Source organism: Kitasatospora sp. NPDC004799 (assembly GCF_040609095.1).
GTDB lineage: Bacteria > Actinomycetota > Actinomycetes > Streptomycetales > Streptomycetaceae > Kitasatospora.
In genome coordinates this window covers 1-24,956 of the sequence record NZ_JBEXJK010000001.1, presented here as the reverse complement: position 1 = coordinate 24,956, position 24,956 = coordinate 1, and the positions used below count along the sequence as shown (strand labels likewise).

Sequence of the window (24,956 nt, the reverse complement as noted above, 5' to 3'; positions counted from 1 at the left end):
CCACCAAGTTTTCTGCTTCTTTATTTTTCTGTATGAAATTCTTTTCTGTCTTTGCATCTTGGCTTCCTGGTCCGATGGGAGGGTGGTTTCGGTGGTGACCTGCGGCAGAGGTGTCGTCGGCGGCGCCCTCCTCGCTGGAGGAGGGCGCCGCTGAATGTTCTGGGTGGTCGGATTTCTTCTTGTGTCGCACTTTCTCTCCGGGGTCTTTCTCTGTTCATGTTTAAGTCTTTTTTGTCATTCTGGGATGATGTTCTGAGGTGTCGCCACATGCCGCCGGTGCGGGGTGAGTTCGGCGAAGTGGCTGCCGGGTGGGGGTCGGGTGGGCCATCCTCGTGGCCATGACCTCCGAGCAGCCGCCGCCCGCAGCCGGCTCCCGCCCGTCCCGCGGCCTGGTCCTCACCGTTGCCGCCGTGCTGGTCGTCCTGCTCGCGGTGGTGGCCACCGCGGTGCTCTGGCCGGACGACAAGGAGCCGGCCGCCGCGCCGCCGCCCAGCCCCAGCCCCACGGCCACCCCGACGCCGACGCCGACTCCTACGCCGACCAGGCCGCAGCCGCCGTACGCCTTCTTCCCGGTCGGGGCCTGCTTCGACCACCCGCAGCTGAGCCCGGTGATCACCAAGCCCGAGGAGCGGCCCTGCGCCGGCGACCACGACGGCGAGGTGATCGCCGACCTCAAGCTCGCCGACGGCATCACCGGGGACATCCCGCTCGCCCTCGCGATGCGGGACGGCTGCAAGGAGGCCGAGGCCGCCGCCAAGGCCCGGCAGGCCGACGGGAAGACCTACTACGGCCGCCAGTTCGGCCCGGCCATGGCCAACTACCAGCAGGGCTGGCGCGACTACACCTGCACCCTGACCGCGAGCAACAAGCAGGGCGGCCCCAAGCTCACCGGGCAGCTGCGCCCGTGACGGCCGGGGCCGGCGGGGCGGGCTGACACAATGGGGGGCATGTCCACCACACCCGCCACTCCTGGCAGCACCGCCCTCGCGCCCGAGATCGCCGCGCGGCTCAAGCGCACCGAGGACGGGCTGCTCCCGGCCATCGCCCAGCAGTACGACACCGGCGAGGTGCTGATGCTCGGCTGGATGGACGACGAGGCGTTGCACCGCACCCTCACCACGGGCCGCTGCACCTACTGGAGCCGCAGCCGCCGCGAGTACTGGGTGAAGGGCGACACCTCGGGCCACGTCCAGGCGGTCAAGTCGGTGGCCCTGGACTGCGACGGCGACACCCTGCTGGTCAAGGTCGACCAGACCGGCGCGGCCTGCCACACCGGCGACCGCACCTGCTTCGACGCCGACGTGCTCCCGCTGTCCTGACCCCCGTCAACCCCCAGAACTCAAGAAGGTGCCGCCCCGCATGGATCTCGAAGCCTTCCGCAAGCTCGCCGTCGACACCCGGGTCATCCCCGTCACCCGCAGGCTCCTCGCGGACGGCCTCACCCCGATCGGCCTCTACCGCAGCCTCGCCGAGGAGCGGCCCGGCACCTTCCTGCTGGAGTCCGCCGAGCAGGGCCGCAGCTGGTCGCGCTACTCCTTCGTCGGCGTGCGCAGCGCCGCCGCGCTCACCGTCGGCCCGGACGGCGGGGCCCGCTGGCTCGGCACCCCGCCGGTCGGCATCCCCACCACCGGCGACCCGCTGGAGGTGCTGCGCGCCGCCCTGCAGGCCCTGCACACCCCGCGGCAGGAGGACGACGGCCTGCCCCCGCTCACCGGCGGCCTGGTCGGCTACCTCGGCTACGACATCGTCCGCCGGCTGGAGAAGCTCCCCGACCTCAACCCGGACGACCTGGGCCTGCCCGAGCTGACCATGCTGCTCGCCACCGACCTCGCCGTGCTCGACCACGTCGACGGCACGGTGCTGCTGATCGCCAACGCCGTCAACCACAACGACCTGGCCAGCGGCGTGGACGAGGCCTGGGCGGACGCGGTGGCCCGGCTGGACGCGATGGAGGCCGCGCTGAACAAGCCGGTCGACCCGGGCCTGGCCACCTTCACCCCGGCCGGCCCCGGCGAGGTGCACTCGCCGTTCGGCGGCGAGCCGTACCGGGCCGCGGTGGAGGAGATCAAGGAGCGGATCCGGGCCGGCGAGGCCTTCCAGGTGGTGCCCTCGCAGCGCTTCGAGGCGCCCTGCCCGGCCTCCGCGCTGGACGTCTACCGCGTGCTGCGCACCACCAACCCCAGCCCGTACATGTACCTGTTCCGCTTCCCCGGGCCGGACGGCGGTGCCGAGGGCGGCTTCGACGTGGTCGGCTCCAGCCCGGAGGCGCTGGTCAAGGTCACCGACGGCGAGGCGATGCTGCACCCGATCGCCGGCACCCGGCACCGCGGCGCCACCCCGCACGAGGACGCCGACCTGGCCGCCGAGCTGCTCGCCGACCCCAAGGAGCGGGCCGAGCACCTGATGCTGGTGGACCTGGGCCGCAACGACCTCGGCCGGGTCTGCGTGCCGGGCAGCGTCGAGGTGGTCGACTTCATGCAGATCGAGCGCTACAGCCACGTGATGCACATCGTCTCGACGGTGACCGGCAAGGTCGCCCCGGGCCGGACCGCCTTCGACGTGCTGACCGCCTGCTTCCCGGCCGGGACCCTCTCCGGCGCGCCCAAGCCCCGGGCGATGCGGATCATCGAGGAGCTGGAGCCCACCCGGCGCGGCCTGTACGGCGGCTGCGTCGGCTACCTGGACTTCGCCGGGGACTCGGACACCGCGATCGCGATCCGCACCGCGGTGCTGCGCGACGGCACCGCGTACGTGCAGGCCGGCGCGGGCGTGGTGGCCGACTCCGACCCGCACGGCGAGGACACCGAGTGCCGCAACAAGGCGGCCGCCGTGCTGCGGGCCGTCGCCACCGCCAATACGCTGCGGAGGCCGGAACTGTCCTGAGGCGTGAGGGAGGCGGCCGGGATGCCCGACCTGCCCGAGGTGCCGTACGACGAACTGCGCCGGGCGGTCGTGCTCGGCGCCGCCGGACAGCTCGGCGAGCAGCCGGCGGGCCACGGCCGGGTGCTGTCCGGGGTGGCGGTCGACTTCCCGGCGGCCCCCGGCGGCCCCGCCGCCCGGGGCGGGGAGGAGCCGGAGGTGCTCGCCCCGGACCTGGCCGTGCTCGCCCGGGACGCGGTGCGGGGCGGGCGGGGCCGGTTCGCCGCGGCCGCGGTCGAGGCGGTGCTGGAGGTGGCCCGGCCGGGCCTGGCGGAGGCGGCGAGGGCGTACGCGCGCGGCGGCGTGCCGCTGTACGTGGTGGTCGATCCGGCGGCGGCGGTCTGCACCGTGCACACCGCGCCGTCCCCCGAGGGGGTGTACCGGGAGGCCGAGCGGGTGCCGTTCGGCAACGACCTGTTCCTGCCGCTCGGCGGCCGCACGGCGGTGCTGCGGACGGACGAGTTCCCCGTGGCATGAGCGACCCCGCCCCCACCCCGGGTACGGACCCCGGCGTCGGCCGGGGGATAGTGGACGGGTGACCGCTGAGCAGACCCCCGCCCCCGCCACCCCCAGCCGCCGCACCCTCGGCGTGATGCTGCTGCTGACCGTGCTGAGCGCCGTGCTGGTGCTGACCGCGGTCGGGCGGACCTGGGCCGAGGGCCGGGCCGGCACCCTGGACGTGTCCGTCACCGGCGGCAGGATCTCCGAACTCCCCGGCGGGCTGGCCCTGGTGGGCCTCGCCGCGGCCGTCGCGGTGTTCGCGGTGCGCGGCGCCGGCCGGCTGGCGGTCGGCGCGCTGACCCTGCTGGCCGGGCTCGGCGCGGCCGCCGCCTCGGTGGCCGGGGCGGGCGACACCGCCGCGCTGGACGCCGAGGCCGCCCGCAAGCTGGCGCTGACCGGCTCGGCGGCCACCGAGGTCTCGCACACCGCCTGGCCCTGGGTCGCGCTGGTCGGCGGAGCGCTGCTGGCCCTGGCCGGACTGCTCACCCTGCGCTACGGCCGGGGCTGGCCGGCCATGGGCAGCCGCTACGAGGCGCCGACCCGCAAGGCCCCGGCGAAGGCCGACACGCCGGGCGACCTGTGGAAGGCGCTGGACCGCGGCGAGGACCCCACCGCGGGGTGATCTCCGGGCGAGCGGTGTGATCTCCGGAGGGGTCGCGCGCATGTGACGCGATAGACCCGCCACCCGCTTTGGGCCACCGGTGTGTGGCCCGGCACAATGGAACCCGTCAACCCGCCGGCGGCCCCGCAGGCCCGGCCGGGCCCCGAGAGCCAAGGAGCACCATTCAGATGGCAGCAGCAGCACACGGCCACACCCCCGCCGCCTGGACCGGCGTCGTCATCTCCTTCGTCGGCTTCGGCGTCGCGGGCGTCGCGATGATCCTGCCGTCGGTGCTGCTCGTCTGGGTCGGCCTGGCGGTCATCCTGGCCGGCGGCGTGGTCGGCAAGGCCATGTCCCTCGCGGGCATGGGCAAGCAGGCCAGCCCCCACGTCTACAAGTCGGCCGAGGAGCAGCTCGCGGCCCGTGAGGCCCGCGCCGCCGTCGCCGCCTGACGGCGCGCTCGTCGCACCACACGTTTGTCGTACATCGGAACGGCGGGCGCGCCACGCCCGCCGTTTCGTCGTGTCCGGGCCCGACCCGGGCAGAATCGGGGCGTGACCTCCGTCCCCACCGCCTCCGCCCCGTTGCCCGTGCTGCGCCGGCTGAGCCCGCCACTGACCGCGCTGGCGGCGGTGGCCGTCCCCACCGCGTTCGTCTCCGTGGTCGACCCCAACACCTCCGGGCACTACCCCGAGTGCCCGTTCCTGACCGCCACCGGCTGGTGGTGCCCCGGCTGCGGGGGGCTGCGCTGCGTCCACGCGCTGACCCACGGGGACCTCACCGGGGCCCTGCACGACAACGCCGTCGCCGTGCTGCTGTTCGGCGTCCTGGGGGTGCTCTGGCTGCGCTGGGGCTGGGCCGCGCTGACCGGCGGGCCGCCGCCCAGGGTCACCGTCGGGGCCCGGCGCTGGGCGCTGATCGCCCTGCTGGTGCTGGTCTTCACGGTGGTGCGCAACTCGCCGATCGGCGCGGGACTGGCACCGCCGCTGGTCTGATCCGGCGGCCAGGGTGGGAAAACCGGCCCGAAGACCGTCCGAAAACCGGTGCGGGACCGGTGAAGCCGCAGCTGGGGACGGTCGGAACGGGTGTCCGATCCAGGGGGCGCGACTCGAACCGGTGCGCCCCCCGCCCCCGGGTGCCGATACCATCGAAGAGCCGGTGGGCCGTCGCCCGCCGGCTCGCGCCGGCCGACCGGCAGACCGGTCGGCCAACCGGCAGAAAAGATGGGGGCTCCTGAGTGAGTGTGCTCGACTCGATCATCGAAGGGGTCCGCGAGGACCTCGCCGAGCGGCAGGCCCGGGTCTCCCTGGACGAGCTCAAGGAGCTCGCCGCCAAGGCCCCGGAGGCCAAGGACGGCGTCGCCGCCCTCAAGGGCGACGGGGTCCGGGTGATCTGCGAGGTGAAGCGCTCCAGCCCGTCCAAGGGCGCCCTGGCCTCGATCGCCGATCCGGCCGCCCTGGCGGTCGACTACGCGGCCGGCGGTGCCGCCGCGATCAGCGTGCTGACCGAGCAGCGCCGCTTCGGCGGGTCGCTCGCCGACCTGGACGCCGTCCGCGCCGCGGTGGACACCCCGCTGCTGCGCAAGGACTTCATCGTCACCGCCTACCAGCTGTGGGAGGCCCGCGCGCACGGCGCCGACCTCGCGCTGCTGATCGTCGCGGCCCTCGACCAGCCGGCCCTGGTGTCGCTGATCGAGCGCGCCGAGTCGATCGGCCTCACCCCGCTGGTGGAGGTGCACGACGAGGAGGAGATCAAGCGCGCGGTGGACGCCGGCGCCCGGATCATCGGCGTCAACGCCCGCAACCTCAAGACGCTCGAAGTGGACCGCAACACCTTCGAGAACGTCGCCCACGCCATCCCGGAGGGCATCGTCAAGATCGCCGAGTCCGGCGTGCGCGGCCCGCTGGACGTGATCAACTACGCCAACCTCGGCGCCGACGCGGTGCTGGTCGGCGAATCCCTGGTGACCGGCAAGGACCCGCGCGCCGCGGTCGCCGACCTGGTCGCCGCCGGGGCCCACCCCGCCGTCCGGCACAAGGACTGACACCACCCGATGAAGATCGCCGCCCGACTCGCCCCCGGCTGCCGCCCGCGCGGCTGCCGCGCACCCGCACGCCGGGTGCTGGGGCGTCGGGTGCGGTACGTCATCGGGTGCGAGCCCGGGCAGGTGCCGGGGCGGCGATGGCGCGTGACGTCCGGCTGAATCCGGCCCGGCTGTACCGACAGCCGCCGAGCGGGATCGGCCGACCCGGACGTCATCGTTGTCCACCTCCGTTCTAGGGATACCACCATGTCCGAAAAGGACTACCTGCCCGGTGCCCAGGTGCCGGACGCGCGCGGCTACTTCGGCGCGTACGGCGGCCGCTTCATCCCCGAGGCGCTGGTCGCCGCGGTCGAGCAGGTCGCCGAGGAGTACGAGAAGGCCAAGGCCGACCCGGCCTTCGCCGCCGAGCTCGACGGGCTGCTCAAGGACTACACCGGCCGCCCGAGCCCGCTGACCGACGTGCACCGGTTCTCCGCCGAGGCGGGCGGCGCGCGCGTCCTGCTCAAGCGCGAGGACCTCAACCACACCGGCTCGCACAAGATCAACAACGTGCTGGGCCAGGCGCTGCTCACCAAGCGGATGGGCAAGACCCGGATCATCGCCGAGACCGGCGCCGGCCAGCACGGCGTGGCCACCGCGACCGCCTGCGCGCTGTTCGGCTTCGACTGCACCATCTACATGGGCGAGGTCGACACCGAGCGCCAGGCGCTCAACGTCGCCCGGATGCGGATGCTCGGCGCCGAGGTGGTGGCCGTCAAGTCCGGCAGCCGGACGCTCAAGGACGCCATCAACGAGGCGTTCCGGGACTGGGTCGCGAACGTCGACTCCACCCACTACCTGTTCGGCACCGTCGCCGGGCCGCACCCGTTCCCGATGATGGTCCGGGACTTCCACCGGATCATCGGCGTCGAGGCGCGCCAGCAGGTGCTCGACCGGACCGGGCGGCTGCCCGACGCCGTCGTGGCCTGCGTGGGCGGCGGCTCCAACGCGATGGGGATCTTCCACGAGTTCATCCCGGACGCCGGGGTGCGGCTGCTCGGCTGCGAGGCGGCCGGCGAGGGCGCCGAGACGCCCCGGCACGCGGCCACCCTCACCAAGGGCGACCCGGGCGTGCTGCACGGCTCCCGGACGTACGTCCTCCAGGACGAGGACGGGCAGACCATCGAGTCGCACTCGATCTCGGCGGGGCTGGACTACCCCGGGGTCGGGCCGGAGCACGCCTGGCTGAAGGACACCGGGCGGGCGGAGTACCGGCCGGTCACCGACGACGCCGCGATGCAGGCGCTGCGGCTGCTGTCCCGCACCGAGGGGATCATCCCGGCCATCGAGAGCGCCCACGCGCTCGCCGGGGCGCTGGAGCTGGGGCGCGAGCTCGGGCCGGAGGCGACCATCCTGGTCTCGCTGTCGGGACGCGGGGACAAGGACATGCACACCGCGGCCGAGTACTTCGGCCTGTACGACGAGCCGGGGGCCGGTTCGGCCGGCGGCGCCGGTTCCGCCGAGGGGGGTAAGTGATCATGGCTTCGAAGCTGAGTGCCGGGCTGGCCGCCGCCAAGGCGGAGGACCGGGCCGCGCTGATCGGGTACCTGCCGGCCGGGTTCCCGACCGTGGACGGCGGCATCCGGGCGATCAAGGCGCTGATCGAGGGCGGCTGCGACGTGGTCGAGGTCGGCCTGCCGCACTCCGACCCGGTCCTGGACGGCGCGGTCATCCAGACCGCCGACGACATCGCGCTGCGCGGCGGTGTGCGGATCAAGGACGTGCTGCGGACCGTCCAGGAGGTCGCCTCGGCGCACCCCGAGGCGGCGGTGCTCGTGATGACGTACTGGAACCCGGTCGACCGCTACGGCGTGGCGCGGTTCGCGGCGGACCTGGCGGCCGCGGGCGGGGCCGGGTGCATCCTGCCGGACCTGCCGGTGGAGGAGTCCGAGGAGTGGCGCAAGGCGGCGGACGAGCACGGGCTGGACACCGTGTTCGTGGTCGCCCCCAGCAGCAAGGACGCGCGGCTGGCGGAGGTCACGGCGGCGGGCAGCGGGTTCGTGTACGCGGCCGCGGTGATGGGCGTGACCGGGACCCGGTCGGCCGTCGGGTCGATGGCCGAGGACCTGGTCGCCCGGACCCGGGCCACCACGGACCTGCCGGTCTGCGTCGGGCTCGGCGTCTCGGACGCGGCGCAGGCGGCGGAGGTCGCCCGGTTCGCGGACGGCGTGATCGTCGGGTCGGCGTTCGTGAAGCGGATCCTGGCCGCGGGCGAGGACGAGGCGGCGGCGCTGGACGCCGTACGGGCCCTGGCCGGGGAGCTGGCCGAGGGCGTGCGCAGGCGCTGACGCGCGGTAGGAACGGTTGACGGACGGCCCCCCACTCCTCGGGAGTGGGGGGCCGTCGGCTTTCCGCCCGTTTCCGCGGGCCGCCGGTGGGGCGCGGGTGGGGCGCGCGGTCGCGCCCCCGCGCTCCGACCGGAGTGCGGACCCGAACGGGTGAACAAGGGGTGGGGACACGCATCAGCCGGGGTCGGCGGACGTTGAGTGGAGGGAGGAGTGCACGAACGGTTGCGGGGGCGAGCGGAAGGGGTGAGCCGGTGCGGAGTCTCCAGCGGGCCGTCCTGCTGCGGGCGGCGGCGGCCGTGGTGGTGCTCGGCGGTGCGGTCGGGGTGCACGTCGAGGTGGGGCAGGCGCTGGCCAAGCGGGGAGCCGAGCGGGCGGAGCGGGAGGCGGTGGCGTGCGCGGAGGCGGCCCGGCACCCCGACCTGTTCGAGGCCGGATGGCTCGCGGGGTGCCGCTGACGTACGGGCGTTCGATCCGGTCCGCTTCGTTCGGACGGGGCGTCACTCGTCCGGCTTCACTCCCGGATCCGGAAGAACCACCCTTCGGCCCGGGCGGTTCAGCAGGGAGTGAACGAGTTTCCCGAGGGGGGTTCCCTGATGGCCGCGCAGCCCGGTGGCTCCGCGCCCACGCCCACGCCTCCGGCGGGGCGGCCGGTGCCGGCCTGGAGTGAGTGGCTCGGCACGGCGGTCCGGCTCGCCCTCGCGGTCGTCTGGGGGTGGGCCGGACTGGCGAAGGTCGCCGATCCGGCCGAGGCCGCCCAGGCCGTCCGGGCCTACGAGATCCTCCCCGAGGGTCTGGTCAAGCCGATCGGCCACGGCCTGCCCTTCCTGGAGCTGGCCCTGGCCCTGCTGCTGGTGGTGGGCCTCGGCGTCCGGCTGGTGGCCGGGGTCTCCGCGCTCCTGCTGCTGGTCTTCATCGCCGGGATCGCCTCCGCGTGGGCGCGCGGCATCTCGATCGACTGCGGCTGCTTCGGCGGCGGCGGGCAGGTCGACGAGTCCCAGACGAAGTACCTCCAGGAGATCCTGCGCGACACCGGCTTCCTGCTGCTGGCCGGGTGGCTGCTGTGGCGGCCCCGCACCCGGCTGTCGGCAGACGCCTGGCTGGCGAGCTGACCACCACATCCCTGCACCCGACGAAGGCCCCCGACCGTGGATGTCAAGGCAATGAGCGAGAAGAACCGAGAAGGCAAGCGCACCGCCCGCGAGCGGATGCTGGAGCAGCGGGCGGCCGACGAGGCCTCCTCCCGGCGCAAGAAGAAGCTGATCGTGGGCGGTTCCGTGCTCGCGGTGATCGCCGCCGCGGTGATCGTCGGCGTCGTGGTGCAGGACCAGCGCTCCAAGCCGGAGACGCCGACCGCCGCCCCGGCCGGGACGATCGGCGACAAGAACCTGGTCATCCCGGTCGGCGCCGACAACGCGCCCGCCGTCCTCACCGTCTACGAGGACCCGCGCTGCCCCGCCTGCGGCACCTTCGAGCGCGAGTTCTCGGCGACGATCGACCAGCTGGAGGACGCCGGGAAGATCTACACGAACTACCACATCGTGTCGTTCATCGACCGGGCCGTACCGGGCAAGGGCTCCAGGACCGGCGCCAACGCGCTGGGCTGCGCCCAGGACGCCGGGCACTTCCGGGACTTCCACGACGTGCTGTACCGCAACCAGCCGGAGGAGACCAACGACGCCTTCGGCGACAAGGCCGTCCTGCTCAGCCTGGCCAAGCAGGTCAACGGCCTGGACACGCCCGCGTTCCAGTCCTGCGTCAAGGACGGCGAGTTCAGCGGGTGGGTGTCCGCGGTGCAGCAGGACTTCGACAAGTCCAGCTTCAAGTCCACCCCGACGGTGCTGCTCAACGGCCAGCCGGTCTACCCGAAGAACGGCACCGAGGAGATCACCCCGGCCAACCTGGTGAAGTGGGTGGACGCCGCGAACCAGGGCAAGCAGCTGGGCACGGCGGGTTCGCACGGGCAGACCCCGGCGCCGACCAGCACTGCTTCGGAGGCCAACAACCCGTCGCCGACGGCCGGCTGAGCCCGTTCCGCCGCGCCGCCCCCTCCCCGTCCGGAGGGGGCGGCGCCGCCCGTCGTTCGGTTTCTGTGACCACAAGGCTGCCCGAGCGGGCCGTCGGACCCTGTAGCGTCGGAACTGCCATGGATATCGCCTACATTCCCAGCCCGTCGCGGGGCGTCCTGTACCTCGGACCGATCCCGCTGCGCGCCTACGCCTTCTGCATCATTCTCGGTGTCGTCGTCGCCGTCTGGCTCGGCAGCAAGCGCTGGGTCGCCCGGGGCGGTGCCAAGCACACCGTCGGCGACATCGCCGTCTGGGCCGTGCCGTTCGGCCTGGTCGGCGGACGCCTGTACCACGTGATCACCGACGGCGGCCGCCTGTACTTCGCCGAGGGGAAGAACCCCTGGGACGCCCTCAAGATCTGGGAGGGCGGCCTCGGCATCTGGGGCGCCGTCGCGCTGGGCGCGGTCGGCGCCTGGATCGGCGCCCGCCGCCGGGGCGTGCCGCTGCCCGCGTACGCCGACGCCATCGCGCCGGGCATCGCGCTCGCGCAGGCGCTGGGCCGCTGGGGCAACTACTTCAACCAGGAGCTGTACGGCCGGTCGACCACCCTGCCCTGGGGCCTGGAGATCGACAAGACGCTGCCCAACGGCGAGGTCGTGAAGGGCGTCTACCACCCGACCTTCCTGTACGAGTCGCTCTGGTGCGTCGGGGTCGCGGTGCTGGTGATCTGGGCGGACCGCCGCTTCAAGCTGGGCCACGGCCGGGCGTTCGCGCTGTACGTGGCCGCTTACACGGTCGGCCGGTTCTGGACGGAGTGGCTGCGGATCGACGAGGCGCACGTCTACTTCGGCCTGCGGCTGAACGACTGGGTGTCCATCGGGGTGTTCATCGGCGCCGTCGCGTACTTCGTGATCGTCGGCAGGAAGCGGCCCGGGCGGGAGGACCCGGCGAGCATCGACCCGGCCGCGCACCTGGCCGAGGACGCCCCGGCCGAGGGCCGGAGCGACGGCAAGGACGACGGCAAGGGCGACGGCAAGGCCGCGGAGAAGGTCCCGGCGAAGGCCGCGGACAAGCCGGTGTCGCGGAAGCCCGCGGGGCCCGCGGACGCCGAGCCGACCGCCGTGAAGGCCGCCGTGAAGGCTGACGAGAAGGCCGCCGTGAAGGTCGACGAGAAGGCCGACGAGGACGCCAAGAACCCGATCTGACCAGGGGATTCCCCCGACTGGGGCCACCCTTCGCGAGCGCCGCGAAGGGTGGCCCCAGTCGTGTTCGGACAGCCTTACTTTGCTGGAAATGCCCAGGTCAGGCGGGCTACGTTCGGGGCTGACGAACGACGACGGAGGGGAACGACGATGAGCGTGATCACTGTGGGAGCCGACGCCGGGCACCAGCCCCGGATACCCGCGGCCGACCACCACCGGGACGTCAACGGCGGCTGGCTGCGGCCGGCCGTGTTCGGCGCGGTGGACGGGCTGGTGTCCAACTTCGCGCTGATGACCGGGGTGGTCGGCGGCGCGGTGTCCAACGGGACGGTGATCCTGACCGGGCTCGCGGGCCTGGCGGCCGGCGCCTGCTCGATGGCGGCGGGGGAGTACACCTCGGTGGCCTCGCAGCGGGAGCTGGTGCAGGCCGAGATCGAGGTCGAGCGGCTGGAGCTGAGCCGCAACCCGCACGGGGAGCTGGCCGAGCTGGCCCAGCTGTACGTCTCGCGCGGGGTGGACCCGGAGCTGGCCCACGAGGTGGCCCGGCAGCTGTCCGCCGACCCGGAGCTGGCCCTGGAGGTGCACGCCCGCGAGGAGCTGGGCGTCGACCCCACCGACCTGCCCTCGCCGCTGGTGGCGGCCGGCTCGTCGTTCCTGTGCTTCGCGCTCGGCGCGCTGCTGCCGCTGCTGCCGTACCTGCTGGGGGCGACCACGCTGCTGCCCGCCCTGCTGCTGGCGGGGGCCGGGCTGTTCCTGTGCGGCGCGGTGGTGGCCCGGGTGACGGCGCGCAGCTGGTGGTTCAGCGGGCTGCGGCAGCTGGTCCTGGGCGGCGCGGCGGCGGGGGTGACCTACCTGCTCGGGTGGCTGATCGGCGGGCAGATCGGGTAGCCGGGGCGCTGCATGGTTATGCTGGGCAGTGCGTGACGTTTCACACATGGACGTCCGACGGCGCCTGGCACTGTCTCATCATCCGGGCCCCCGAGCCGCGGATTCGCATCCGCGGACGGGCTCCCGGGATGGGAATCCCAGGCGGCCATGATCGGCTTCTGTGGCGATCCGGTTTCGCCCCTGTTTCAGGCCGTGGAGCGTTGGGCACAATCGTCGGGACGTGCACTGTGGCACGTCCTCTTCACACCCCTCCTGACCTGCGCGTCGTCCCGCCATGTGGACGGGACATTCCGCTTCTCGGGATCGCGGGCATCATGTAACTTGCACGACACCGCACCATCGCATCAGGGCCAACGTCGTCCCTACTTGCACCAACTTGCCGAAAGACGACGACGGGAGAGCCGATGCTGTCTGCATCCATGCACTCCGCCAACGAGCCCCAGGCCGGCGCCGCGCGCCAGCCGTACGCGCTCGTGCCGGATGCGCGACCTGCTGCTCAGGGCCTGTACGACCCGCGAAACGAGCACGACGCCTGTGGCGTCGGTTTCGTCGCCACGCTGACCGGCATCGCCGACCACACCATCGTCGAGCAGGCGCTGACCGTCCTGCGCAACCTGGAGCACCGCGGCGCCACCGGCGCCGAGCCGGACTCCGGCGACGGTGCGGGCATCCTGACCCAGATCCCGGACGCCTTCCTGCGCGGCAAGGTCTCCTTCCAGCTCCCGGCGGCCGGCTCCTACGCCGTCGGCATCGCCTTCCTGCCGGACGACGACGAGCAGGACGCCGCCGCCGTCGCGCGGATCGAGGCCATCGCGGCCGAGGAGGACCTGACCGTCCTCGGCTGGCGCGACGTCCCGGTCACCCCCGACCTGCTCGGCGCCACCGCGCGCGGCGTGATGCCGCGGTTCCGGCAGCTCTTCCTCGCGTCGGCGCCCGTCGAGCAGAGCCTCGCGCAGGACGGCAAGGCCGGCATCGAGCTGGACCGGATCGCCTTCGTGGTCCGCAAGCGGGCCGAGCGCGAGGCCGGGGTGTACTTCCCGTCGCTGTCCGCGCGCACCATCGTCTACAAGGGCATGCTGACCACCGGCCAGCTGGAGCCCTTCTTCCCCGACCTGTCGGACCGCAGCTACGCGTCCGCGATCGGCCTGGTGCACTCCCGCTTCTCCACCAACACCTTCCCGAGCTGGCCGCTCGCCCACCCCTACCGCTTCGTCGCGCACAACGGCGAGATCAACACCGTCAAGGGCAACCGCAACTGGATGCGGGCCCGGGAGTCGCAGCTCGCCACCGACCTCATCCCCGGCGACCTCTCGCGGATCTTCCCGGTCTGCACCCCGGACCACTCCGACTCCGCCTCCTTCGACGAGGTCCTGGAGCTGCTCCACCTCGGCGGCCGCTCGCTGCCGCACTCGGTGCTGATGATGATCCCGGAGGCGTGGGAGAACCACGCCACCATGAGCCCGGCCCGCCGCGCCTTCTACCAGTACCACTCCAACCTGATGGAGCCCTGGGACGGCCCGGCCTGCGTCACCTTCACCGACGGCAACCAGATCGGCGCCGTGCTCGACCGCAACGGCCTGCGCCCGGCCCGCTACTGGATCACCGAGGACGGCCTGGTCGTCCTCTCCTCCGAGGTCGGCGTGCTCGACATCGACCAGGAGAAGGTCGCCCGCAAGGGCCGCCTCCAGCCTGGCCGGATGTTCCTGGTGGACACCGCCGAGGGCCGGATCGTCGAGGACGAGGAGATCAAGTCCGCCCTCGCCGCCGAGCACCCCTACCAGGAGTGGGTCGACGGCGGGCAGATCCAGCTCGCCACGCTGCCCGAGCGCGAGCACATCGCCCACACCCACGCCTCCGTCACCCGCCGCCAGCAGACCTTCGGCTACACCGAGGAGGAGCTGCGGGTCGTCCTCGCGCCGATGGCGCGCACCGGCGCCGAGGCGCTCGGCTCGATGGGCACCGACTCGCCGATCGCCGCGCTGAGCGAGAAGCCGCGCCTGCTGTTCGACTACTTCGTGCAGCTCTTCGCGCAGGTCACCAACCCGCCGCTGGACGCCATCCGCGAGGAGCTCGTCACCTCGCTGCTGTCCAACCTCGGCCCGGAGGGCAACCTGCTCGCCGCCGAGGCCGCCTCCTGCCGCTCCGTCGGCATCACCTTCCCGGTGATCGACAACGACGAGCTGGCCAAGCTCGTCCACATCAACGCCGACGGCGACCAGCCCGGCCTGAAGGCCGTCACGCTCTCCGGCCTCTACAAGGTCTCCTCCGGCGGCGAGGGCCTGGCCTCCCGGCTGGCCGGGATCGCCGCCGAGGCCGACGCGGCGATCGCCGACGGCGCCCGGATCATCGTGCTCTCCGACCGGCACTCGGACGCCGAGCACGCGCCGATCCCCTCGCTGCTGCTCACCTCCGCCATCCACCACCACCTGATCCGCACCAAGCAGCGCACCCAGGTGTCGCTGCTGGTCGAGGCGGGCGACGTCCGCGAGGTGCACCACGTCGCGCTGCTGATCGGCTACGGCGCCGGGGCGGTCAACCCGTACCTGGCGATGGAGTCGGTCGAGGACCTGGTCGCCCAGGGCGTGTTCATCGAGGGCGTCGAGCCCGAGAAGGCGATCAAGAACCTGATCAAGGCGCTCGGCAAGGGCGTGCTCAAGGTGATGTCCAAGATGGGCATCTCGACCGTCGCCTCCTACCGCGGCGCCCAGGTCTTCGAGGCCATCGGCCTCTCCCAGGACCTCGTCGACGGCTACTTCGCCGGCACCACCACCAAGCTCGGCGGCATCGGCCTGGAGGAGATCGCGAAGGAGACCGCCGCCCGGCACGCCAAGGCGTACCCGGCCTCCGGCATCCCGGCCGCGCACCGCGCGCTGGAGATCGGCGGCGAGTACCAGTGGCGCCGCGAGGGCGAGCCGCACCTGTTCGACCCGGACACCGTCTTCCGGCTCCAGCACTCCACCCGCAACCGCCGCTACGACATCTTCAAGCAGTACACCGACCGGGTGAACGAGCAGTCCGAGCGGCTGATGACGCTGCGCGGTCTGTTCCAGCTGGAGGGCCTCGGCCGGGAGCCGATCCCGGTCGAGGAGGTCGAGCCGGTCTCCGAGATCGTCAAGCGCTTCTCCACCGGCGCCATGTCGTACGGCTCGATCTCGCGCGAGGCGCACGAGACCCTGGCCATCGCGATGAACCGCCTCGGCGGCAAGTCCAACACCGGCGAGGGCGGCGAGGACCCGGACCGCCTGTACGACCCGGAGCGCCGCTCGGCGATCAAGCAGGTCGCCTCCGGCCGGTTCGGCGTCACCTCCGAGTACCTGGTCAACGCGGACGACATCCAGATCAAGATGGCCCAGGGCGCCAAGCCCGGCGAGGGCGGCCAGCTGCCCGGCCACAAGGTGTACCCGTGGGTCGCCAGGACCCGGCACTCCACCCCGGGCGTCGGCCTGATCTCGCCGCCGCCGCACCACGACATCTACTCCATCGAGGACCTGGCCCAGCTGATCCACGACCTCAAGAACGCCAACCCGGCGGCCCGCATCCACGTGAAGCTGGTCTCCGAGGTCGGCGTCGGGACGGTCGCCGCGGGCGTCTCCAAGGCGCACGCGGACGTGGTGCTCGTCTCCGGCCACGACGGCGGCACCGGCGCCTCGCCGCTCACCTCGCTGAAGCACGCGGGCGGCCCCTGGGAGCTCGGCCTCGCCGAGACCCAGCAGACCCTGCTGCTCAACGGGCTGCGCGACCGCATCGTCGTCCAGACCGACGGCCAGCTGAAGACCGGCCGCGACGTGGTGATCGCCGCGCTGCTCGGCGCCGAGGAGTTCGGCTTCGCCACCGCCCCGCTGGTCGTCTCCGGCTGCATCATGATGCGCGTCTGCCACCTGGACACCTGCCCGGTCGGCGTCGCCACCCAGAACCCGGTGCTGCGCGAGCGGTTCTCCGGCAAGCCCGAATTCGTCGTCAACTTCTTCGAGTTCATCGCCGAGGAGGTCCGGGAGATCCTGGCCTCGCTGGGCTTCCGCTCGATCGAGGAGGCCGTCGGCCGCGCCGAGCACATCGACGCCCGGGCCGCGATCGACCACTGGAAGGCGGCCGGGCTGGACCTCGCCCCGCTGTTCCACGTGCCGGCGCTGCCCGAGGGCGCGGCGCGCCACCGCACCACCGCCCAGGACCACGCGCTGGACAAGGCCCTGGACAACCAGCTGATCGAGCTGGCCGAGGACGCGCTGGAGCGCGGCGACGCCGTCCGCATCCAGCTGCCGATCCGCAACGTCAACCGCACCGTCGGCACCATGCTCGGCCACGAGGTGACCAAGCGGTACCGGGGCGAGGGCCTGCCGGAGGGGACCATCGACGTCACCTTCACCGGCTCCGCCGGGCAGTCCTTCGGCGCGTTCCTGCCGCGCGGCGTGACGCTGCGGCTGGAGGGCGACGCCAACGACTACGTCGGCAAGGGCCTCTCGGGCGGGGTGGTGATCGTCCGCCCGGCCCGCGAGGCGGCGGCCATCGGCAACGACGCGCAGAACCACGTCATCGCCGGCAACACCATCGGCTACGGCGCCACCTCGGGCCGGATCCACCTGCGCGGCAAGGCCGGTGAGCGGTTCGCCGTCCGCAACTCCGGGGCCACCCTGGTGGTCGAGGGCGTGGGCGACCACGGCCTGGAGTACATGACCGGCGGCCGGGTCGTCGTCCTCGGCGAGACCGGGCGCAACCTCGCGGCGGGCATGTCCGGCGGCATCGCGTACGTCCTGGACCTGCGCCCCGCCAACGTCAACGACGGCATGGTGGGCATCGAGGCCCCCACCGCCGCCGACCGCGACTGGCTGCGCGAGACCGTGCAGCAGCACTACGAGGAGACCGGCTCCACCGTCGCCGCCGAACTCCTGGCGGACTGGGGCAGCGGGGTCTCCCGCTTCTCCAAGATCATGCCGACCGACTACAAGGCAGTGCTCGCCGCCAAGGACGCCGCTGAGCGCGATGGCCTCTCCGAGGCCGAGACCACCGCGAAGATGATGGAGGCGGCTAATGGCTGACCCCAAGGGCTTCCTGACCACGCCCAAGCAGCTGGCCGAGCGCCGCCCGGTCGACGTCCGGATCAAGGACTGGAACGAGGTCTACGTCGAGCGCAGCCTCCTGCCGATCATCACCAAGCAGGCCGGCCGCTGCATGGACTGCGGAATCCCGTTCTGCCACAACGGCTGCCCGCTCGGGAACCTCATCCCCGAGTGGAACGACCTGGCCTACCGGGACGACTTCACCGGCGCGATCGAGCGGCTGCACGCCACCAACAACTTCCCGGAGTTCACCGGCCGCCTGTGCCCGGCTCCGTGCGAGTCCGCGTGCGTCCTCGGCATCAACCAGGACGCGGTGACCATCAAGAACGTCGAGGTCACCATCATCGACAAGGCCTGGGACCGCGGCGGGGTCACCCCGCAGGTGCCCGAGCGGCTGTCCGGCAAGACCGTTGCCGTGGTCGGCTCCGGCCCGGCCGGCCTCGCCGCCGCCCAGCAGCTCACCCGGGCCGGGCACACCGTCGTGGTGTACGAGCGGGCCGACCGGATCGGCGGGCTGCTGCGCTACGGCATCCCCGAGTTCAAGATGGAGAAGCGCCACATCAACCGCCGCATCGAGCAGATGCGCGCGGAGGGCACCCGGTTCCGCACCGGCGTGCACGTCGGCGAGGACATCACCGGGCAGCAGCTGCGCGAGCGCTTCGACGCCGTGGTGGTCGCGGCCGGCGCCACCACCGCCCGTGACCTGCCGGTGCCCGGGCGCGAGCTCAAGGGCGTCCACCAGGCCATGGAGTACCTGCCGCTGGCCAACAAGGTGCAGGAGGGCGACTTCGTGGAGTCCCCGATCAGCGCCAAGGGCAAGCACGTGGTCGTGATCGGCGGCGGCGACACCGGCGCGGACTGCGTCGGCACCGCCCACCGGCAGGGGGCGGCCTCCGTCACCCAGCTGGAGATCATGCCGCGGCCCGGCGAGGAGCGGCCCGGGCACCAGCCGTGGCCCACCATGCCGATGACCTACAAGGTCACCTCCGCGCACGAGGAGGGCGGCGAGCGGATCTACTCCGTCAACACCACCCGCTTCAGCGGCGACGAGGACGGCAACGTCCAGGAACTGCACCTCGTCGAGGTGGAGTTCAAGGACGGCCGGTTCGAGCCGGTGCCCGGCACCGAGCGGGCGATCCCGGCCCAGCTGGTCACCCTGGCCATGGGCTTCACCGGGACGGACGTGCGGAACGGGCTGGTGGAGCAGCTGGGAGCGGACCTCGACGCGCGCGGTAACATTGCCCGCGATGGCCGGTTCGCCACCAATGTCGATGGCGTGTACGTCTGCGGAGACGCCGGCCGTGGCCAGTCGCTGATCGTCTGGGCCATCGCGGAGGGCCGTTCGGCCGCAGCCGCGGTGGACAGGTACCTCGGCGGCAAGACCCCGCTTCCCGCGCCGATCCGGCCCACCGACCGCCCGCTGGTGGTCTGACGGGCCCCGGACGCTCCGACCGGCCCACCCCTGAACCCCCGGCGCCGCATCGCCGGGAGCTCAACCCGCTGCCCCCGTCAGAGTCGCCGGGCCAACGCGGTCTCCTGGCGCCTGCCCTCTTCCCCGACCAGTTGGAGGGCGGGCGCCGTCGCGTTCCCCGACGGCCTTCGCCGGGGGCGTCCCGCGGGGCCTTCCGGGGGCGTCCTGCGGGGCCTTCCGGGGGCGCCCGGCGAGGCCTGACGGTCGGAGTTCTCCGCCGCCGTGGCGGCTTCCGAACAGTGGGCTGTTGTTCGTCGGTGCCAGGTGGCAGACTGCGGCCGACGGCCGGGGGGCTGGGCGAGTGCGGAGGATGACGTCGATGGGCACGGTTCAGGCAGGCGGGGGCGCCACCGTACGGAGGCTGCTGCTCGGCACCCAGCTGCGCAAGCTCCGGGAGGCCAGAGGCGTCAGCCGCGAGGAGGCCGGGTACTCGATCCGCGCCTCCGAATCCAAGATCAGCCGGATGGAGCTCGGCCGGGTCGGCTTCAAGGAGCGCGACGTCGCCGACCTGCTGACCCTGTACGGGGTCGAGGCCGAACAGGAGCGCGCCACCGTCCTCGGGCTGCTGCGCGACGCCAACGCCAGCTCCTGGTGGCACGAGTACGGGGACGTGCTGCCCGGCTGGTTCCAGAACTACCTGGGCCTGGAGGAGGCCGCGGCCGAGATCCGCAGCTACGAGGTCCAGTTCGTCCACGGGCTGCTCCAGACCGCCGACTACGCCCGGGCCGTGGTCACCGCCGGCTGCCACGCCAACGGGCCGGAGGAGATCGAGCGCCGGGTCGACGTCCGGCTCAGGCGGCAGGCGGTGCTGACCGGCGAGCGGGCACCGCAGCTGGTCGCGGTGCTGGACGAGGCCGCGCTGCGCCGGCCCTGGGGCGGGCCCGAGCAGATGCGCGGCCAGCTGGACCGGCTGCTGGAGCTCGGCGAACTGCCCAACGTCCGGCTCCAGGTGCTGCCGCTGGGCAACGCCGGGCTGAGCGCGGAGAGCGGCGCCTTCACCGTCCTGGGCTTCGCCGAGACCGAGTTGGCGGACGTGGTGTACCTGGAGCAGTTCACCACCGCGCTCTACCTCGACAAGCCGGCCGAGGTGGCCGAGTACCGGCAGGCGATGGACGACCTGGTCGCCGACAGCCTGATGCCGGAGCGGACCCGCGACCTGCTGTACGCGATGCGCCAGGAGCTGTAGTAGGTCAGTACGATGATTCCCCATCAGGTCGGTGCATGAGAGGGATCAGATGTCGTACTTCTCCGAGTTGGCGCTGCAGTACATCGACGGCGAGTGGCGCAGCGGCAGCGGCTCCTGGGACATCGTCGACGTCGACCCCTACACCGGCGACAAGCTCGCCACCATCACCGTCGCCACCGTCGACGAGGTCGACCTGGCCTACCGCGCCGCCGAGCGCGCCCAGAAGGCGTGGGCCGCCGCCAACCCGTACCAGCGGCGGCTGGTCTTCGAGCGCGCGCTGCGGCTGCTGGAGGAGCGCGAGCCGGAGATCGTCCAGGCGATCATGGCCGAACTCGGCGGCACCGCGCTGAAGGCGGGCTTCGAGCTGTCGCTGGTCAAGGACGTGCTGCGGGAGTGCCTGCACCTGTCGGTGGCCGCCGAGGGCCGGCTGCTGGCCTCGCCCGCCCACGGCCGGGAGAACCGGCTCTACCGGCTGCCGGTCGGCGTGGTCGGCGTGATCAGCCCGTTCAACTTCCCGCTGTTCCTGGCGCTCAAGGCCGTCGCCCCGGCGCTCGCGCTCGGCAACGGCGTCGTCCTCAAGCCGCACCAGGAGACCCCGGTGGTCGGCGGCGGGCTGATCGCGAAGCTCTTCGAGGACGCGGGGCTGCCGCCCGGCCTGCTGAACGTGGTGATCACCGACATCGCCGAGATCGGCGACGCCTTCCTCGAGCACCCGGTGCCCAAGGTGATCTCCTTCACCGGCTCCGACAAGGTCGGCCGGCACGTCGCCACCGTCGCCGCCGCGCACTTCAAGCGGACGGTCCTGGAGCTCGGCGGCAACAGCGCGCTGATCGTGCTGGACGACGCCGACGTGGACCACGCCGTGGACGCCGCGGTGTTCAGCCGCTTCGTCCACCAGGGGCAGGTCTGCATGGCCGCCAACCGGGTGCTGGTGGACCGCCGCGTGGAGGCGGAGTTCACCGAGAAGTTCGTCGCCAAGGTCGCCTCGCTGGTCGTCGGCGACCCGCGGGACCCGGCCACCCACATCGGCCCGCTGATCAACCCCGTCCAGGCCGACGCCCTCTCCGCCCAGGTCGACCAGGCGGTCGCGGCCGGCGCCACCGCGCTGCTGCGCGGCGGCACGGTCGGCAGCCTGATGGCGCCGACGGTGCTCACCGGCCTGGCCGAGGACGCGCCGATCCTGCGGAACGAACTCTTCGGCCCGGTCGTGCTGCTGGTGCCCTTCGACGGCGAGGACGAGGCCGTGCGGCTCGCCAACGCCACGCCCTTCGGGCTCAGCGGCGCGGTGCACACCGCGAACGTCGAGCGCGGCGTGCGGCTCGCCCAGCGGATCGAGACGGGCATGATCCACGTCAACGGCGGCACCATCGCCGACGAGCCGGGCGTGCCCTTCGGCGGTGAGAAGAACTCCGGCGTCGGCCGCCTCAACGGCGAGTCCACGGTGGACGCCTTCACCACCCTGAAGTGGATCTCCGTCCAGCACGAGCGCGCGGTCTTCCCCTTCTGACCCGGGGGTGCGCTGGCACGGGCCTCCCGGCGGTCGCCGCCGGGAGGCCCGTGGTGTCAAGCGGGGTAGCGGAGCAGGCCGTCGGTGGCGAGTTCGAAGCCGAAGGGGGCCGGGACCGGGACCGGGTCGCCGAACTTGCCGTTCCACTGCCGGTGGTAGCCGCTGCCGGACGGCTCGGAGTAGAGCGTCAGATCGCCCTCCCGCGGGTCGATCAGCAGGTACAGCGGGATGGCCATGAGCGGGTAGTCGCGGACCTTGCCGACCAGGTCGTTCTCCGGGTTCGACGGGGAGACGATCTCCACCGCGATGGCCGCCTGCTCGGCGGGGACCTGGTTGCCGCCCTCCTCCAGCGCCGAGAGGGGGATGTACGTCAGGTCGGGGTTGCGGAGCTTGCCGACGTTCGGGGACGTGAGGTCGGTGTTCTCGCTCGGCATCATCCCGGCGGGCTCGTGCGCCTCGAACTGCCTGCGGATGAGCAGCAGGTTGCGCTGGTGGATCACCGAGGGGCCGGCCATCATGATGATCTCGTCGCCGGAGATCTCGATCTTCCACCCGTTGGGAGGCGTCAGACTCTGCGCGTAAGCCAGCAGCCGGGCGTGGCGGTCTGGGATCTGGAACTCGCTCATGGCGCCATTCTTCCACCGGGAAGGCTGGAAGGCCGTCGCCGAGGGGCGACGGCCTTCCGGTGGGGAGCGGCGGTCAGAAGACGGGCTGGCCGGCGCGGACGAGGCGCCAGGAGTCGGTGAAGAAGTCGGCGGGGTCGATGGTGCCCTTGGCCTTCACCCAGGCGATCATGGCGTTGCGGATCTCGTCGGAGTTCGACCAGACCAGCTTGGCCTTGGCGACGTGCGGGAAGTTGCCGCCGCCGTTGGCGCGGTAGTTGTTGACGGCGAGGACGAACTCGGCCGCCGGGTCGATCGGCTTCCCCTGGAAGGACAGGTTGACGATCCGCGAGCCCTTCGGCTGGGCGATGTCGATGTCGTAGCTCAGGCCGTAGACCGAGTCGTAGTTGTAGTCCGGGGTGGCCTCGGCGCCGGTCAGGGCCTCCTTGTCGACCGGGGCGCCCGGGGCGAGCTGGTTGTAGTACTTCACCGAGTACTCGAGGTAGTCCTTGAGCTGGGCGCCCGTCAGGATGCGGGCCTCCAGGGTGTTCTCGTAGATGTAGAGGCCCGCGGCGTCGCGCAGCTTGACCTGGCCGGACGGGATCACCGCGGTGCGGTTGAACGGGGCGGCCTGGGCCAGCACCGGGAGCTTGGCGTACTGCCCGCCCGCCAGCGCGGCCTTGACGGTGTCGGCCTGGACCCTGCCGATCAGGTCGATGATCGGGGTGGCCTTGAACCGGGCGTCGGCGATCGACAGCTCGATCCTGCTGGTGCCGATGGTCTGGTTGACGTACGCGACGACCTTCTTGTGCTGCTCGGCGACCGCGTCGGTGATCTCCGGGTTCTCCGGCACGGTGTTGGAGTTCAGCAGCCGGGCGGAGACCGAGGTGACCGTCCAGACGCCGGCCGCGAACTCGGCCTCGAAGTCGAAGCAGGTCAGCCGCTGGCCGTAGCAGAGCGGCTCGGACAGCACGACGGTCTTCCCGGTCTTCTTGTTGACGACCAGGCGCTGCGGGACCTCCTTGTGGGCGTGGCCCACCAGCACCGCGTCGATGTCCGGGACGGTCTCCGCCAGCGCGACCGAGACGTTCTCGGCCCACGGCAGCTGGTCGCCCCAGGTGGTCGCCTCGTCGCAGCCGGAGTGCGCCGAGACCACGACGACGTCCGCGCCCGCCGCCTTGATCCGCGGCACCCAGGTGGCGGCGGTCTCCACGATGCCGGGGAAGACCATCTTGCCGCTGACGTTGGCCTTGTCCCAGATCGCGATGCCCGGGTTGGTGAGGCCGAGGATGCCGACCCGCAGCGGCCGGCCCTCGCCCAGCCGCAGCTCCTTGATCACGTACGGCTTGAAGGCCGGCTTCTCGGTCTTCGCGTGCAGCGCGTTGGCGCCCAGCAGCGGGAACTCCAGCTGGTCCTCGTAGGCCTTCAGGAGCGGGATGCCGTAGTTGAACTCGTGGTTGCCGAGCGCGGCGGCGTCGTACTCCATGAGGTTCATCGCGACGGCCATCGGGTGGTCCGGCACGGTGTTCGCCTCGGTGTCGATCGACTCGACCCGGGCGTAGTAGTAGGACAGCTGGGTGCCCTGGATGGTGTCACCGGAGTCGATCAGCAGGCAGCGGTTCCAGCCCTTCTCCTCGCGCACCTGGTTGGCCAGGGTGGAGATCTTGGCGAGGCCGACCGCGTTGTGGGCCTTGTCGCTGTACACCGCGTCGGTGAAGTAGTCCCAGTTGAGCACCCGGCCGTGCAGGTCGGTGGTGCCCATGACGGTGAAGGCCTGCTTGCGCGGCTTGCGCTGCGGGCCCTTGGCGGCCGCCGTGTCCGGCTGGGCGGCCGCGGCGGAGGGGGCGGCGGCCAGGACGGTGCCACCGGCCAGGGCGGCGCCGGCGGCGGTGGCGGCGGACCGGGTGACGAAGTCACGGCGGTTCAGGGGCATGGACGACTCTCCCGAGTGGGGCGACGGCGGATCGACCGTCAACTGGTGGTTCGTGAACAGAAGTGCGCGTGCACGCGTCGACGCGCGTAGAGGGACGCGCGTAGAAGTGTGCCGTGCGGGCCGGGGTGCTGAATAGCCCCCTGACCTGTCCGGGAGGTGAGATCTTGGCGACTCGTTCGTGACGGGAGCGGGGGAGAAGCCTGATGGTATGACGGTCGGCCTGGCCAGCTCGGTGGGCCCGGTCGGCCCGGTCGGCCCGGTCGGCCTGGCCGGCTCGGTGGGTCCGGTGCCGACGGCCGGTCAGGGCAGTTCGCCCACCAGCCGCTCGACCTCGCGGCCCAGCTCCACCGCCGGGTCCGGATCGTCCGGCCCCGCCCACGGCTGCCAGGTCCGCGCCCGCAGGTAGCCGGCCACCGCGACCGGCAGCCGGTGCCGGACGATCCGCTCCGCCACCGGGCCCGGGCCGGCCGCGCGCAGCGCCGCCAGCAGGCCGTCCACCCCCGCCGAGGGCGGCAGCGGCACGGTGTCCAGGTAGGCGGCCAGCGCCACCAGCTCCGGGTCGGGCGCGGGCTCCGGACGCGCGGGTTCCTCCCGGGCCTCCCGCGCCTCCACGGGCGGCCCGGCGGCCGCGCTCCCGCCGAGCGCCGTCGGCCGGCCCCGGTCGGACCCCCGGCCGGGCCCCGGGGCGGGCGTCAGCAGCGCGCCCACCCCGTAC

At 72.6% G+C, this 24,956-nt stretch carries 21 protein-coding genes and 1 pseudogene; 19 read left to right on the top strand and 3 right to left on the bottom strand.

What is annotated here, in order from left to right:
• Positions 1-338: 338 nt before the first annotated feature.
• From ABZW03_RS00110 to ABZW03_RS00020, 19 genes are all read left to right on the top strand, one after another.
• Entirely contained in the window at positions 339-908 is a 570-nt protein-coding gene (locus tag ABZW03_RS00110) for a hypothetical protein (RefSeq protein WP_355249773.1), read from the top strand.
• Positions 909-947: 39 nt separating this feature from the next.
• Positions 948-1,319: a phosphoribosyl-AMP cyclohydrolase gene (gene hisI, locus ABZW03_RS00105; protein WP_355249771.1), complete on the top strand. Its 372-nt coding sequence runs from the start codon at positions 948-950 to the stop codon at positions 1,317-1,319.
• A gap of 40 nt (positions 1,320-1,359) precedes the next feature.
• The gene (locus ABZW03_RS00100; RefSeq protein WP_355249769.1) at positions 1,360-2,883 is read left to right on the top strand and encodes an anthranilate synthase component I; all 1,524 of its coding nucleotides are present in this window, start codon (positions 1,360-1,362) and stop codon (positions 2,881-2,883) included.
• Between the two features lie 21 nt (positions 2,884-2,904).
• Positions 2,905-3,396: a Uma2 family endonuclease gene (locus ABZW03_RS00095; RefSeq protein WP_355249767.1), complete on the top strand. Its 492-nt coding sequence runs from the start codon at positions 2,905-2,907 to the stop codon at positions 3,394-3,396.
• 58 nt (positions 3,397-3,454) lie between these two features.
• Positions 3,455-4,042 (top strand): TIGR02234 family membrane protein, encoded by a 588-nt coding sequence (locus ABZW03_RS00090; protein ID WP_355249765.1) that lies wholly within the window; start codon positions 3,455-3,457, stop codon positions 4,040-4,042.
• A 167-nt stretch (positions 4,043-4,209) separates the two neighbouring features.
• The gene (locus ABZW03_RS00085; protein ID WP_355249763.1) at positions 4,210-4,473 is read left to right on the top strand and encodes an HGxxPAAW family protein; all 264 of its coding nucleotides are present in this window, start codon (positions 4,210-4,212) and stop codon (positions 4,471-4,473) included.
• A gap of 102 nt (positions 4,474-4,575) precedes the next feature.
• The gene (locus ABZW03_RS00080; protein ID WP_355249761.1) at positions 4,576-5,016 is read left to right on the top strand and encodes a DUF2752 domain-containing protein; all 441 of its coding nucleotides are present in this window, start codon (positions 4,576-4,578) and stop codon (positions 5,014-5,016) included.
• Positions 5,017-5,258: 242 nt separating this feature from the next.
• Positions 5,259-6,065, top strand: coding sequence for an indole-3-glycerol phosphate synthase TrpC (trpC, locus tag ABZW03_RS00075; RefSeq protein ID WP_355249759.1), 807 nt, complete (start codon positions 5,259-5,261; stop codon positions 6,063-6,065).
• A 246-nt stretch (positions 6,066-6,311) separates the two neighbouring features.
• Positions 6,312-7,580 (top strand): tryptophan synthase subunit beta, encoded by a 1,269-nt coding sequence (gene trpB / locus ABZW03_RS00070; RefSeq protein WP_355249757.1) that lies wholly within the window; start codon positions 6,312-6,314, stop codon positions 7,578-7,580.
• 2 nt (positions 7,581-7,582) lie between these two features.
• Complete coding sequence (gene trpA / locus ABZW03_RS00065; RefSeq protein ID WP_355249755.1) at positions 7,583-8,392, top strand: tryptophan synthase subunit alpha; 810 nt, start codon at positions 7,583-7,585, stop codon at positions 8,390-8,392.
• A 251-nt stretch (positions 8,393-8,643) separates the two neighbouring features.
• Positions 8,644-8,847 carry a hypothetical protein gene (locus ABZW03_RS00060; RefSeq protein WP_355249753.1) on the top strand — a complete coding sequence of 68 codons (204 nt, stop codon included), beginning with the start codon at positions 8,644-8,646 and terminating at the stop codon, positions 8,845-8,847.
• Between the two features lie 195 nt (positions 8,848-9,042).
• A complete protein-coding gene (locus ABZW03_RS00055) occupies positions 9,043-9,501 on the top strand; it encodes a MauE/DoxX family redox-associated membrane protein (RefSeq protein WP_355249748.1) in 459 nt (152 codons plus the stop codon).
• Between the two features lie 51 nt (positions 9,502-9,552).
• Positions 9,553-10,416: a thioredoxin domain-containing protein gene (locus tag ABZW03_RS00050; RefSeq protein ID WP_355249746.1), complete on the top strand. Its 864-nt coding sequence runs from the start codon at positions 9,553-9,555 to the stop codon at positions 10,414-10,416.
• A gap of 119 nt (positions 10,417-10,535) precedes the next feature.
• Positions 10,536-11,603, top strand: coding sequence for a prolipoprotein diacylglyceryl transferase (gene lgt, locus ABZW03_RS00045; protein ID WP_355249744.1), 1,068 nt, complete (start codon positions 10,536-10,538; stop codon positions 11,601-11,603).
• Positions 11,604-11,750: 147 nt separating this feature from the next.
• Positions 11,751-12,488 carry a VIT1/CCC1 transporter family protein gene (locus tag ABZW03_RS00040; protein WP_355249742.1) on the top strand — a complete coding sequence of 246 codons (738 nt, stop codon included), beginning with the start codon at positions 11,751-11,753 and terminating at the stop codon, positions 12,486-12,488.
• Positions 12,489-12,892: 404 nt separating this feature from the next.
• Positions 12,893-17,521 carry a glutamate synthase large subunit gene (gltB, locus tag ABZW03_RS00035; RefSeq protein ID WP_355249740.1) on the top strand — a complete coding sequence of 1,543 codons (4,629 nt, stop codon included), beginning with the start codon at positions 12,893-12,895 and terminating at the stop codon, positions 17,519-17,521.
• Entirely contained in the window at positions 17,514-18,974 is a 1,461-nt protein-coding gene (locus ABZW03_RS00030) for a glutamate synthase subunit beta (protein WP_355249738.1), read from the top strand. Before gltB ends, ABZW03_RS00030 begins: the two co-directional genes overlap by 8 nt.
• Positions 18,975-19,332: 358 nt before the next feature.
• Positions 19,333-20,199 (top strand): helix-turn-helix transcriptional regulator, encoded by an 867-nt coding sequence (locus tag ABZW03_RS00025; protein WP_355249736.1) that lies wholly within the window; start codon positions 19,333-19,335, stop codon positions 20,197-20,199.
• Positions 20,200-20,248: 49 nt separating this feature from the next.
• Positions 20,249-21,706, top strand: a complete 1,458-nt coding sequence (locus ABZW03_RS00020; RefSeq protein WP_355249734.1) for an aldehyde dehydrogenase family protein — start codon at positions 20,249-20,251, stop codon at positions 21,704-21,706.
• A 56-nt stretch (positions 21,707-21,762) separates the two neighbouring features.
• On the opposite strand, the gene ABZW03_RS00015 is transcribed toward ABZW03_RS00020, so the two are convergent.
• The 3 genes and pseudogenes from ABZW03_RS00015 to ABZW03_RS00005 all read right to left on the bottom strand — a co-directional run.
• Positions 21,763-22,332, bottom strand: a complete 570-nt coding sequence (locus ABZW03_RS00015; protein ID WP_355249732.1) for a Uma2 family endonuclease — start codon at positions 22,330-22,332, stop codon at positions 21,763-21,765.
• Positions 22,333-22,405: 73 nt separating this feature from the next.
• The gene (locus ABZW03_RS00010; protein WP_355249730.1) at positions 22,406-24,241 is read right to left on the bottom strand and encodes a 5'-nucleotidase C-terminal domain-containing protein; all 1,836 of its coding nucleotides are present in this window, start codon (positions 24,239-24,241) and stop codon (positions 22,406-22,408) included.
• A gap of 300 nt (positions 24,242-24,541) precedes the next feature.
• Positions 24,542-24,956 (bottom strand): annotated as a pseudogene (locus tag ABZW03_RS00005) (hypothetical protein); the annotation flags it as partial.